General features: G+C 39.9%; 12 protein-coding genes and 1 riboswitch. Of the genes, 4 read left to right on the top strand and 8 right to left on the bottom strand.

The window, feature by feature from the left end; genetic code table 11:
* Positions 1-16: 16 nt before the first annotated feature.
* Positions 17-2,080: a BglG family transcription antiterminator gene (locus G6554_RS19720; RefSeq protein ID WP_166244982.1), complete on the bottom strand. Its 2,064-nt coding sequence runs from the start codon at positions 2,078-2,080 to the stop codon at positions 17-19.
* A gap of 213 nt (positions 2,081-2,293) precedes the next feature.
* Between G6554_RS19720 and G6554_RS19715 the strand changes: the two genes are divergently transcribed.
* Positions 2,294-3,082 (top strand): histidinol-phosphatase HisJ family protein, encoded by a 789-nt coding sequence (locus tag G6554_RS19715; RefSeq protein ID WP_166244980.1) that lies wholly within the window; start codon positions 2,294-2,296, stop codon positions 3,080-3,082.
* A 772-nt stretch (positions 3,083-3,854) separates the two neighbouring features.
* Positions 3,855-4,922, top strand: coding sequence for a BMP family lipoprotein (locus G6554_RS19710; protein WP_166244978.1), 1,068 nt, complete (start codon positions 3,855-3,857; stop codon positions 4,920-4,922).
* A gap of 129 nt (positions 4,923-5,051) precedes the next feature.
* On the opposite strand, the gene G6554_RS19705 is transcribed toward G6554_RS19710, so the two are convergent.
* Entirely contained in the window at positions 5,052-6,143 is a 1,092-nt protein-coding gene (locus G6554_RS19705; protein WP_166244976.1) for a carbohydrate kinase, read from the bottom strand.
* Between the two features lie 240 nt (positions 6,144-6,383).
* Here G6554_RS19705 and brnQ point away from each other — a divergent pair, with 240 nt between their 5' ends.
* A complete protein-coding gene (brnQ, locus tag G6554_RS19700) occupies positions 6,384-7,736 on the top strand; it encodes a branched-chain amino acid transport system II carrier protein (protein ID WP_166244974.1) in 1,353 nt (450 codons plus the stop codon).
* Between the two features lie 112 nt (positions 7,737-7,848).
* Here brnQ and lepB read toward each other — a convergent pair whose 3' ends face one another.
* From lepB to G6554_RS19680, 4 genes are all read right to left on the bottom strand, one after another.
* Positions 7,849-8,394 carry a signal peptidase I gene (gene lepB / locus G6554_RS19695; RefSeq protein WP_166244972.1) on the bottom strand — a complete coding sequence of 182 codons (546 nt, stop codon included), beginning with the start codon at positions 8,392-8,394 and terminating at the stop codon, positions 7,849-7,851.
* Positions 8,394-8,933 (bottom strand): hypothetical protein, encoded by a 540-nt coding sequence (locus G6554_RS19690; RefSeq protein ID WP_166244971.1) that lies wholly within the window; start codon positions 8,931-8,933, stop codon positions 8,394-8,396. The genes lepB and G6554_RS19690 overlap by 1 nt, the downstream gene beginning before the upstream one ends.
* Before the next feature lie 79 nt (positions 8,934-9,012).
* A complete protein-coding gene (locus G6554_RS19685; RefSeq protein WP_166244969.1) occupies positions 9,013-9,780 on the bottom strand; it encodes a hypothetical protein in 768 nt (255 codons plus the stop codon).
* 68 nt (positions 9,781-9,848) lie between these two features.
* On the bottom strand, positions 9,849-10,283 hold the full coding sequence (locus tag G6554_RS19680; RefSeq protein ID WP_166244967.1) for a hypothetical protein: 435 nt from the start codon (positions 10,281-10,283) through the stop codon (positions 9,849-9,851).
* A 506-nt stretch (positions 10,284-10,789) separates the two neighbouring features.
* On the opposite strand from G6554_RS19680, the gene G6554_RS19675 reads away from it, so the two are divergent.
* Positions 10,790-11,035 carry a hypothetical protein gene (locus tag G6554_RS19675; RefSeq protein ID WP_166244965.1) on the top strand — a complete coding sequence of 82 codons (246 nt, stop codon included), beginning with the start codon at positions 10,790-10,792 and terminating at the stop codon, positions 11,033-11,035.
* A gap of 38 nt (positions 11,036-11,073) precedes the next feature.
* On the opposite strand, the gene G6554_RS19670 is transcribed toward G6554_RS19675, so the two are convergent.
* Together G6554_RS19670 and G6554_RS19665 are read right to left on the bottom strand one after the other, a co-directional pair.
* Positions 11,074-11,373, bottom strand: coding sequence for a hypothetical protein (locus tag G6554_RS19670; RefSeq protein WP_166244963.1), 300 nt, complete (start codon positions 11,371-11,373; stop codon positions 11,074-11,076).
* Positions 11,337-13,016, bottom strand: coding sequence for an EAL domain-containing protein (locus G6554_RS19665; protein WP_347564331.1), 1,680 nt, complete (start codon positions 13,014-13,016; stop codon positions 11,337-11,339). Before G6554_RS19665 ends, G6554_RS19670 begins: the two co-directional genes overlap by 37 nt.
* 89 nt (positions 13,017-13,105) lie before the next feature.
* A riboswitch (cyclic di-GMP riboswitch) is annotated at positions 13,106-13,192 on the bottom strand.
* Positions 13,193-13,328 lie beyond the last annotated feature (136 nt).

Raw genomic sequence — 13,328 nt, 5'->3', positions numbered from 1 at the left:
TCCTCCTCATTTTTCATTACACGACTGCAGAATATTGCTTAAATAAGGCAAAGATTTGATCTGTTGATTCCGTTTCCTTCAGTAAGTCAATGTTGTTTTTCTCACTTAGAAGTTTGGTTAATTGTGAAAGCGCCTTGAGATGTGTGGTATTGTCAATGGCGGCAATGCAAAACAGCAAGCGAACAGGATACTTTTCATCCTCTAAAAAATTGACGGGCTGGTTGAGCTTTAAAAAACTCATGCCCACATGATGAACACCCATTTCAGGCCGCGCATGCGGAATCGCCACTTCTGGACCAATGACCACATAGGGGCCAAACGTTTTAATATTGCCAATCATGGCCTCAATGTAAGAAGACTCAATGATCCCTGTCTCTAGCAGCGGTCTCGCCGCTACTTTTACAGCCTCCTCCCAATCCGATACCTGTTCCACAATCTGAACAGTTTCCGCTGTTAATAAATCATTTAACACTGGCTGATTCCCCCTTTGATGCTCCACTTTCTTTTGAAAGGTTAATTGACTTAATGCCGTCTTTAACCCTTTCTCATCATATACATTGGCAAATTTCCCAATGGTTTGGATGAGCTCTTTTACTGAAATATCCTGGTATTGAATCCCAAATAAATGCTGATATACCTCATTGACCAAACTGTTCTTTTCATTCGGCGTCATGATCGGCTTCACATAGAAGCATGGAAGGGTCGTGTCAAGCGTAACGGTCGAAAAAAGAAGATCATAGTGGTCAAGATTCTGTTTTTGGAATTCCTGTAAGGACAGATTTCTTTCAACAGTTATTTCTGAGAAAAGCGATTCCAGCTGGTGTTTAACCATGAGAGATGAACTGATCCCGCTCGGACAAACGACAATGGCTCGTTTCTTTTTCGGCATTTCTTGCTTCGGCCTTTTTAACATGGCCCCAAAATGCATGGTGATAAAACCTATTTCCTCTTCAGGAATCGTGATACTTAACAAGGTGCCAAATGGCTGGAGCATTTCTTTTACAATCGTATAAAGTTCCTTATGCTCATGTTTAATTTGCTCAAGAAGCGGATTGTCAATGGGTATTCGATATTTCATTCGAAAATAAGCCGGTTTTAAATGCTGATACAACGAATGAATGACTTCGTCTTTTTTCTCAAAAACAATACAGGCTTTAGATTCAAAATCAAACACAAGCTGTTCACATATTTTAAAGAGTAGGTCCCGGTTCATGTCTTGCACAAAACGGTTTCCTAAGGACAAGCCAAGTAATTGGATGGTTAAATAACAGAGCTCCGTGTCTACTCCTTCAAAACGAAGCAGCTCCGTTAAGGTTTGTGATACCCTCCACATCGGATCCATTTTTACTAATTTCATTTCATCAGCATGGAACGGGACAAATTTTCTCTCCTTTAACCGATAGTGGTAGAGAAGGAGAAAATAGGCGAATTGCTTAATCCGTTCTTCGACAAAATGCAACTCGAACTGTGTCTCCATTTGCAAAAGCGTATGATGAATATCCTCGAACGGAATGTGGCCCGTCCTATTCTTTACTAAATAATCGATTAGTTTTTCAAAGTAGGGAACAGATAACACTTGGGATAAACAGTGCATGACGATGACCCTCTTATCAAACTCCGTTCCTTTTAAATGGTAGCCACTCTGCCGGGAATAGCGGATTTCTACTAGGAATGGCCGGTTCATTTCATTCGCCTTTTTTACATCAGATATAACCGTGTTCTTACTCACCTGTAATAACTGTGTTAAATGGACTGATGAAATGGGCTCTTCCCGTATAAATAGATAAAGAATGATGAGATTCAATCGTTCCTCTTCTGTTAAAATAACCTCACGATCCTGACTGTGATCTTGCTGCTCCCTAAAATAGGCCCCCACCTCTTTCGGCACCTCGATATAGTGGATTCCACGAAAGGGAATGGCGGGAAGCTCCCTTTCCTTTAACCAATGGTTGATTTTCTCTAAATCATAGTAAATTTGCCGTTTCGTTAATTGGGTGTGTTCCATCACCTGATTCATGGTGGTATTCTTCATTTTTAAAAGGTAATTCAGCAAAAAGGCGGGACGTTTATCAATCATCATTGCCTTACCTCCTGTCATTATCATACAATAGAGCGTTTTCATATAGGTTGCACATTGGGGACAAATGATGTCAGAGAAATCAGACAAAATTGGACTCAACCCTATTTTGGGTGAAGCAGGTGAAGCAGGGGAAGGTTCTTGTGCTCCAAGGTTGCCAAGATCGGAAGTTTAATAAAAAATAGATACATAGAAATCTTTCAGGAGGGAAATGTTATGTACTTAATGGATTATCATCATCACACCAACCATTCATTTGACTCTACTGCCATAATGGAAGAAGTTTGTAGGAGAGCATTAGAAAATCATATAAAAGAGATCTGTTTTACTGAGCATTTCTCCGTTAACCCGCTTGCACCCACCTATGGTCATATGAATTTTGCAAAGTACTTTAGCGAAATTCGCGATTGTCAGGAGCAATTTCACGGCCAATTAACCATTAATGCTGGGATCGAACTTTGCGAGCCTCACCTGCTAATGGATCAATATGCGCAAACGCTCAGAACTCTGCATCTAGATTTCATTTTAGGCTCCGTCCATAATATCAACAACCAAAAGCTCCGACTTGTTGGGAAAGAGCATCACCAACATGCCTATCAGCTCTATTTTGAGGAACTGTATAAAATGGTATCAGTTGCAGATATTGATGTGATCGCGCATTTTGATTTAATGAAACGCTATAGCTATAAAGAATTTGGAAACTATCTATTTGAGGACTACCAGGAGATTATCGAGCAAATTTTAAAAAAGGCGATTGAACGGAATATTGGCATTGAAATCAATACTTCTGGTCTTAGGACAAGTTTGAAGGAGACCCTGCCCGCCATGAATATTATCCGGCGATACAGAGAATTAGGCGGAGAAATCTTAACCATCGGCTCAGACTCTCACAAAGCTGAAACAGTCGGTGCTAATCTAGTAGAAGCCTATCGCATGGCGAAGGAATGTGGTTTTCATACTATTTACAAGTTTGATAGAAGGAAAGCCATACCCGTAGAGCTATAATGTAGGAAAGTCCCGCTGTTGATAGTAGCGGGACTTATTTCTTTTTTGTTTGATTGAAAGTGGTTAGAGCACGCCCCTATCATCTTCCACTAATATGAAAACCTATCAATTCCCAACAAAATCTGGGAATTGCCAGGCACCTGCTTGATTTTGGAAAACATGAGAAAGTTACTTAAGTTCAATGGTCCTTCATCGAGGCTATGATGGACTAATCTTTAATAGAATCCCTGTGATTTGTCCTTCATCAAGAACATGTAGGGCTAATATATCAGGAATGGCCTTGTTTGATTCAGGGGAATCATTCCATAGACTGCCAGGATAGTCCCTTACACTTATGGGAGGGCATGTATGAGCAACGAATCTATCCTCCGTTTAAGTCATGTGACCAAACAAATTGGCAGGAAAACCATCGTCGACGACCTAACTTCGCAGTGTTTTCTACACCGCAGGCACCATCGTTTCAAGGCGAAAACCATCTGCATTAGTTGGTGGGTTGCTTTGAAACTACATGCTCCTTTCTTTGCTTGAACAATTGCCGTCTCTACTTATTTCTCAGCAAAAGCCCCTTAAATCCTCCGCACAACGGATACAGATCTTTTTTTGGTTTCATTTCTCCATCTGCGCTTATATTAGGTAAGAGAATGATCCCACTGGGGTGACAGGTAGTAAAAAAAGGAGTATAATCAAAACATAAGTTTAGGTTTCAAACAAAAGTTTACACAAACCCGGACTTATCTTTTTTATTTCATACATCATAGGGAGGCATACTATTTTGAAAAAGCGTAAAATTGGAGCGGCACTAGCACTAGTTCTTGCTGCAGGTACATTATTAGGTGCTTGTGGAAAAAGTAATGATAGCAATGGCGGAGACAATGAAAAAGGCTTCTCCGTAGCAATGGTTACCGACGTCGGTGGTGTCGATGACAAATCGTTTAACCAATCTTCTTGGGAAGGTCTTCAAAAATTCGGAAAAGAAAATGGACTTAAGGAAGGTAAAGGCGGTTATGAATACCTTGCCTCTAAATCAGATGCTGATTATACAACCAACCTAAATGCTCTCGTTCGTCAAAAGTTTGACTTAGTATACGCGATAGGTTTCTTAATGCCGGCAGCGGTTGAGGAAATTGCCAAACAACAAAAGGATAATAAGTTTGCCATCGTAGATGCAGAAGTAAAGCAGCCAAACGTAGCAAGCATTCTATTCAAAGAACAAGAAGCAGGATTCCTTGCGGGAGTGGCAGCTGCCCTTACCACAAAATCGAATCAAATCGGATTTATTGGCGGGATGGAAGTTCCGGTAATCGAACGATTTAATGTTGGCTTTTTAGCTGGCGTGAAAGCGGCAAAACCAGAAGTGAAAGTCGATGTTCAATATGCCGGAGCGTTTGACAAGGCGGAGGTTGGACAAGCCATCGCATCTAAAATGTATTCCTCAGGTACGGACGTCATCTTCCACGCTGCAGGCGCTACGGGTGTCGGTCTGTTCAAGGAAGCCAATGACCGCAAGAAAAAAGACCCAAGCAAAGATTTTTGGGCGATTGGGGTAGACCGTGACCAAGCAGATATGGGCGCAGACATCGTCCTTACATCCGCCTTAAAACGCGTGGATGTAGCGGTTAATGACCTTGCAATGAAAACAAAGGATGGTCATTTCCCTGGTGGCAAGGTTGCGCTATATGGCTTAGCAGAAGATGGAGTTGGCCTAGCACCAATTAACGACAAAGTAGCAAACAAAGCTGAAATTGAATCTTCTGTAAAAGAATGGATAGAAAAGATTAAATCAGGCGATTTACAAGTTCCAGAAACACAAGATGAGTTAAAAACATTTAGTGTAAAATAAGAAGAAAAGCGCAAGCGCCCTGGTCGCTGGAGCTGGACCATTCTCAAAGTCGAAAATTTTATACATCTTTAGAGAAAAACCTGTGTAGATAATGATTCTACACAGGTTTTTTAGTGGGATTCCTTTTTATCATGAATACTCACTTACGATTTCATCGATTTTTTCAGGCTTTAGAAAGGACGAGATAGATTCTTCCGTTTGAAGGGTAAGAGCCGCACCAGCTAGTCCTAATTGGCAAGCACGAACGAGCGATTCCCCATTCATAATCCCGTAAATGGCACATGACGCAAATGCCTCCCTCGCTCCTGTGACATCGACAACATCCCTTTTGAAAGGAAGCAAATGCCCAGATTCCTTAGTAGAAAAGTAATAAACCCCCTGATCAGCAAGTGTGATCATCGCCTTTTGAACGCCACGCTGACTCAGTTTTTCACAGGCTGTAAGACAATCCTTGACAGCATCAATTTTCATATCCGTAAGGGTCTCCGCCTCTTCACGATTTAAAATCAGAAGTTCGACACCGTCAAGACGAGCAGGAAGTTTTCGTGCCTTAACTGGAGAGACAGGTTCAATATAAATAGGGATATGTACATCGCTGCAGCGTTTAATGACGTAACGGATACATTCCTCAGGGATATTTGTATCCAAAAACACGGCAGTCGAGGCACTGATATGGGACCATTTTTCCTCAAACATGGAAGTGGTTAGTTTCTCATAGATATTCATATCAGCCATGGAGACCACGCTTTCACCTGTAATATCCAAAAGGGTGGTAAACGTCCCTGTTTGTTCGGTTGGCAGCACCCATACCTGACTAACATCCACTCCCTGACTTTTCGTTTCCTTCAGGATCCAGTTCCCTTCTTTGTCATCTCCGACACAGGCCATCAGTGAGGTAGTCAGCCCAAGCCGGCTTAAACTTTCAGCCACGTTGCGTGCCACACCGCCACAAGCCTCCGTGATTTTTACGGGGTTAGATGAATATAGTCGCACCTTTTGATTGGTCCGCGCTTTCCGGTCTGTATTGGCTCCCCCAATACAAACAATTGCCGATTCCTCGCGGAGAATATAGCCACGTCCTTTGATCTCACCGCGTTTCATCAGACTGGCAATATAATTAGCAACAGCAGGCCGTGACAAACCAACCTTATTTGATAACTCCTGTTGTGAAATGAAAGGATTCATTTTTATGTAATGTAAAATTTGAGCCTCTTTATCCATGGAATAACCTCCTTGAAGCAGTGAAGCAAGGCACTGTTCTTTTGCTTCGTTTTTCCTTTTCTATTGGAACAACCTGACAGTCATTTCATTATAATGAAAAAAGCCATTTCAAAAAAGGATTTCTGACATTTATTTAGCGAGGTGAGCGATACGCACGTATTGTGGAGCGGGGAATAGCTATAGCTTCCTATCAAAAAAGGTGTTAAAATGGGTGGAATTCATCTTAGAAGGAGCACGGGTATGCAACAAAAAATATCATTTTCAACCTATGCCATTATTGGTACAATGCTATTCGGCATGTTCTTTGGGGCAGGAAACTTAATCTTCCCTATCCAAATGGGGCAGCTAGCTGGTACGAGCTTTTGGCCGGCTTTAATTGGCTTCCTTGTAACCGCAATCGGTCTACCATTTTTGGGGATTTTAGCATTCGGTTTATCCGGGAGTAATGGATTACGTGATTTAGCGGGTCGGGTCCATCCCTTATTTGGAGTCGTCTTCGCCATGGCTCTTTACTTAACCATCGGGCCGTTTTTCGCCATTCCACGAACAGCAACGGTTCCATTCGTCGTCGGATTTGAACCGTATATGAACCCAGCGCACGGCCGTTTATATCTCGCGCTTTTTAGCTTTGTGTTTTTTGCAATCGTTTATTATTTCTCATTGAATCCAGCGAAAATTATCGATTATATCGGCAAGTATTTAACCCCGGCATTTTTACTATTTTTATTCATCTTAATTGTCATTGCTATCGTGAAACCGATGGGGCACTTCGGTAAGCCGACTGGTGACTATAGTGAACTGGCCTTTATTACCGGTTTTAAAGAAGGGTACAACACGATGGATGCGCTCGCCTCCCTTGCCTTTGGGATTGTCGTCATCCAGGCGATTAAGGGACAAGGCATCACCGATCCGAGAACAATCGCGAAAGCCACATGGAAGTCAGGCATTTTCGCCATGGTTCTGATGATGCTACTATACGGATTGATTACCTATATGGGCGCATCAAGCGTATCCGCAATCGGAACATTCGATAACGGCGGGTTGATTTTTGCAGCCGTTGCCCAGCATTATTTCGGATCTTTCGGCTCTATTTTATTAGCGATTATTATCGTCCTTGCCTGTTTAAAAACAAGCATTGGGTTGATTACGTCGTGCAGCGAGTTTTTTCACAGTATTTTTCCAAAAATAAGCTATAAAATCTTCGTTCTAGTACTGTGTCTTGTCTCATTGATCATTGCCAACTTCGGGTTAACCAATATTATTCAATACGCAGTACCAGTCTTAATGCTATTGTATCCGTTAGCCATTGTCCTGATTGTATTAGCCCTTTGTTCTTCATTGTTCGGCCATAAACAGAGCGTTTATGCATCCGCCATGTTTTTCACTTTTTGTGTCAGCTTCTTCGACGGCTACAGCACATTAGTCGCCAGTTTACCACGTGCGACTGTCTCTATGTTCGATTCCATTAAATCGTTCTACATGGATACATTGCCACTTTACGATATTGGGCTTGGCTGGATGTTACCAGCGATAGTTGGAGCAATAATTGGCTATTTCTGGCCAACGAACGCTAAAAAAGATGCTGTTAACTAAACCAACTGAAGAAAGTGGAGAATATCCGCAAGAATGGCATTGACCTATTTGTTCCTCAACATCAGTATGCTAAACAACCCTTAAATGTGGGTTGTTTAGACATTTTTCTTACTTATCTAATCCCAAATGGAATGATAGAGATCATTGTTTCCCCTATTATGGCTTCCCTAGATATTTGACCTATTTCAGTACTTCGGCTATCCAAACTTTCACCTGGTGCACGATTATCTCCCATAATGAAATAGGATCCCTTTTCCACCTTAGTTTCAGGCATATCATTTGATGTGCCAGTGGTAAAAGGCTCCTTCACTGGGTTTCCATTTACATATACAATGCCACCCTCTATTCTCACTGTCTCTCCAGGTAATGCAATAATTCGTTTTATGATATTAAATCCGCTTTGGTTTTTTACGATCACAACATCATTTCTTTCTACTTTATAGAACAGATGACTGGTTAGGACAACATCCCTATTATCATATGTTGGATTCATCGAGTTTCCATCAATAATTGTTATACCAAAAACAAATCGGAAAATAAAAATGACTACGATTAAAGATATAATAAATTTGATCCAACTTAGTATGGATGACATGTGCTTTGTTCTAGATTTTAAAGTAATGTCAACGGACTGTATTTCATCCCCAACGGTTCGCATTAATTCCCACCTGCATTTACTGGTTTTTGTTCATCCTTTTTAACAGGAGTTTCCTCAATCACCTTGGTTGGTTCTTTTTCTCCCTTATCAGCTTTTGCGATAGTATCCATTTTTCCAATTGCCTCATTTTGGATAGTTGTGAGTTGATTTATAACGGCTGCCTTTTCGGCAGAGTTATCAATCTTTAGATTTTTTATTAATTCATCCGTATGAGCCTTCAAATCTTTTATCCGTTGCTCTTTTTCTTTCTTTGTGAATTGGTCCATCTGCTGTTTAGCATTGGTCATTTCTATTTGCAACTCTTTTTTTAAACGCTGCAGTTGAATTTCCTTTTCAGACATAATGGCCTTTTCAATGGTCTCAATCGACTTTGCTTGTTGATTAGCAAACCAATTACCCAACGATCCCTCGATATCCTGGTCTGCAAATGCAACGGTCATACTGCTGCCTACCCCTATGCTTAAAAAAAGAGTTCCAAGTAGTAACTTTGCCCTCTTTGAGATTTTATTCTGCTTGAATTGTTCCTTCCTGCTTTTCATCCTTTCAGTCCTCCTTTAAAACAGCAGGGGCTCAACTAGTATGAGACCCTGCCAGGTTTGCTTCCATAACCTATATTTATTAAATACCAGCTACTGCTGCGGCCAAATCAGCCTCTGCTTGAGCTTGAAGTTTCTGAGCCTTTTCAGTGATTAGCTTTTGTTGAGCTGCTACTAATTCATTTTTCTTAGTAGTGATAGTACCACGTAGTTCATCAATTTTTTTGTCGATGATATGTTTGATATTATCTACTCTTGAGGCAGTAGCGCTATCAAGTTGTGATTGAAGATCTGCCTTTGCTGCGTCAATAGCATCTTGTAATTCTTTAACAGCATCATCACTGGACTTATTCAAATCAGTAGTTAACGAAGTCAGTGCAGCAGATCCTTTATCACCAGTAAGTTTTGTTAAATCCTTATTTGCGTAATCAATGGCCAGGAGCCCTACTTGGCCAATAATCGTGTCGGCAGCCTGTTGAATGCCGTCAAATTGACTCTGTAGATGATTTTGAATGGCTAGTTTTTGAGCCGCTAATGCATCAAGATGTTCCTTTTTAGCATTATTGATAGCTGTATTTGCCGCAGCAGTTTCAGCAGTTTTTGTTCCATTGATGCTAGTAACAGCATTCGTTCTTAGTCCGTTATATTCGTTAACTAATCCAGGTGCTTTTCCCACAGCATAATTTGTAGTTTGAGTTTGAATAGATGCTGCCGATTTCCCGAATTGTGAATTATACCAGTTTTGTAGGTTTGTTCCTGCATCCGTACTTGCAAATGCTACTCCTACACTTGAAAGTAATCCTACTGCTACTGCACCTGATAATACTTTTGTTTTAATTGACTTTTTCATTTTTAAATCTTCCTCTCTTATTTGTGTTTTATATTTTAGAATTTGCGATAAACAAATTCAGGAATACCCTATTCTCCTAATACTTCTGAAAGCATTTCTTCCACATCAGCTGTCATTTCAGCATCTAATGTCGCTTTTTCATTTTCAGCGTGCACATCAAACCCATCTTGCTCAAGTTCCGCTTTAGCCTTATATAATCGAGATTGAAACTCCTTCTGATGGTTTTCAATGCTGCCTTTCGACTGGTTAAGTGTAGTCAGTAGGAATGAACCAATATCGGACACAGCTTGATCCTTTACAACATGCTGCAGTTCTTTAGTAGTGTCTTTTATTTCCCGCAACCCTTTTTCTTCTCCCTGTAAAGTGGTCTCACTGCTTTTCTGGTAAGCAGTGTTATACCATTTTTCCAGTTGTGCAGCTACATCCTGGTTTGCCATAACAGAAACAACAGAAACTGAGGAAATAGCTACGAATGTCAGTATGGATTTTTTAAATTTATTCATCACGATCCCTCACTTTCCCCTTTATGGACTTGTGTAATGTTTGATGGTACTGTTTTTTCTCGCTAGTCCTTACAATAAAAGCATAGAAATCTATGCAAGTCGTAATGAAGTAATCCTCCTCCTTTATCACACCGTTAGAAAATAACGTTTGATTTAACGAACATTATTTTCTCTTTTTTAAATATTCTAGGATGATTTGTTCTTTTTAAAGAACCTATGAATTGAGTATAGTTCAATATATCGAACTTGAAAACTACTAAATTTAGTCGTATTTTCCTATTTGGGGTGATTTTCACCCTTTTTTCTCCAATTTTCTCCCCTTTCCTTATTATTTCTCACTTTATTGAGAATGTTTTGTTCTTTATATTGAATACCCTTGTGCTATTCTCACTAATTGCGCTTATAAGGTCATGTTAATGGGGACCAAAGTTCTGAACAAATCCTAAGGCTATAAAAATAGTCAATATGTAGGGGGCTGGACTATGAGTACTGAAGAATGAACTAGAATGATCGCGGTGAAAAAACTAGATTTAGAGGAATGCGAGCAGGAGCACAAGATGCGATTCTACCCATCTGTTGTTAGAATGACAATGATGCATTACATAACAAAGTTGCGCCATCAATTAAAAATGGTTAATGGTGAAGAATTAATAAAATTGAAAATGGATAAAAAGGAAGACCATGGGGATGCTGAAGCGCCCCCATGGACATTCCATGGGGGCTGCGGAAAATCTTCTGTAAGTAAAATCTGACAATCTTCACATGGCAAGAAATAATAGGTATAAAAAAACTATAATCTGTCGAAAATAAATTGGTTTTTACCATATACAGCGGTAGCAATGGATATTTGGTGAACCTGTTCCTTAATAGTGAGGATACCCTTGAAAATTTCCTCCGCAGTGATTGACTCCTCTTTTGGAGAATGAGTCATTTCTATTGCCTGTCTTTTTGCATTTTCAACGGATTGCGTAATGAACTCACTTTTAGCGGTCTGTTCCTCTGTTGCTTTGGTAACGTTATTCATTTCCTCTGTTACTTTAGCAATACCCTCCGTTATTTTCTTAATGGCCTGGTTGGTGCCATTTGCCAATTGATTTCCTTCACCAGCTGTTGAATAACAGAAAGCTTTTCAACCTTTTGGGTAAATTGTTCTGATTTCTTTCGTTCCGTAATATCACGAGCCACAATAACAAGGTGGTTTACCTCCTTGTACTCATCAAATACCGGTGTAGCATATACTTCAAAATCTACCCATCCATCATTCGCATTTTTTAATCTAAATTCTGTTTGAATCGGTGCCTTTGACAATATTACTTCGGCGTATTCTTGTTTAATCCGAGCACAATCGTTTGGATGCATCATCTCAAAGATCAAATGCCCTTTATAGGCATCTTCAGCGTATCCCAGTACTCTTTTATGTGAAGGAGAAGCATACTCTACTATATTACTCATATCAACGACCCTTATAAGATCTTGCGTGCTTTCAGCAATAATACGATATTGAGATTCCCTTAGTCTTAAAGCTTCTTCTACTCGTTTTTGTTCCGTAATATCAATACTAGAACCAATTACTTCCGTAACGATTCCACCTCGCCTAATGGGACTTAAAGAAACCTTAATGAAGATCCCGTTTTTTTCAGCCTCGAACGTTACGTTCTCTTCCCCTGCCAGGGCCCGACGATAATAATCGGTCCTATCATTGACATCAACTAACGGAAAGATATCGCTTAACTCTTTTCCGACCACATGTTCAGGAGTTAACCCCATGCGATACAATAATTTTCCATCGCATAGTGTAGGGATTAATTTACCATTCATCTCTTTAAATTTAAAGATCATTCCTTGCTGCATCCTTACCGTTTCTTCTAATTCCTGTCGGGTACTTTCTACCATTTCTTCCATCTCTTTTTGATCTTTGTCCTTTTGCGGTATGCCTTCCCGAAGAATGACTTGTTCAATTTTATAAAACTGTCTCTCCAATTCTTCTGGTGGTAAGGGCTTACTAAAAAGATATCCTTGACCGACATTACAAAGATTTTGTTGAAGAAAAATTAATTGTTCCTTGGTCTCGACCCCTTCGGCAATAACATCCAATTTTAATTGGTGGGCTAATTCAATGGTGGACTTTACAATGGTTGCATTATTCAGGTCTAGAGGGCAATTTCGAACGAAAGATTGGTCTATTTTAATTTTATCAATTGGAAGCTCCTGTAGGTACTGGAGGGAATTAAATCCAGTCCCAAAGTCATCTAAGCTAATTTCGACGCCAATGCTTTTTAATTCCCTTATCACGCGGGGAGCGTGGAATGCATCAAGCATCATTCCCTCTGTGATTTCAAAAATAAGGTGTTCGGGAGCAAGATTGGTTTCTTCCATGATACTTTTTACACGGTCTACAAAATTCTCTTGATACAGTTGACGTGCTGAAAGGTTGACAGACATAAGTATAGGTAAGTATCCAGCATCTTGCCAAGCGATGTTTTGCAAACACGCTGTACGCAAGACCCACTCTCCGATTTCAATAATCAATCCCGTCTCTTCAGCTAACGGAATAAATGCTAATGGTGGAATCAATCCCTTTTCAGGATGCTCCCACCGAATTAAAGCCTCGACCCCTATGATTTTACCCGATACTAAATCAAGCTTTGGCTGGTAATATAAATGAAATTCTTCTCTTTTTATTGCTTTCCTTAGATCCAACTCTAATTGCAAGGCATTATTTGTATCTTCCACCAACGAACTTCCACCACCATATCCCAATATTCAAATTTATTAATATAGTAAACATAAAAAAAAGACCAATTACACCGATTGGTCTTTTCATCGGTAACTGGCTGGCATGATCAAATTTGATGTTAGCCCCTTTAGCTTTGCGTCTCCATTTTTCAATGAATTTGCCATTATCTTTTATAAGTAATTATTCCTAGTTATTAGTACCTCATTTTAGTCTAAACCTATTATACTATTCTAATTTAAAAAATCTATTATATTATTGTAAAAATCCACTATATTGCCAATCTTTACAACAAAGGGCCAGCATAAAAT

Source organism: Bacillus sp. MM2020_4 (assembly GCF_011250555.1).
In the GTDB taxonomy this organism is placed as follows: Bacteria; Bacillota; Bacilli; order Bacillales; family Cytobacillaceae; genus Neobacillus.
This window is presented reverse-complemented; position numbering and strand designations above follow the sequence as displayed.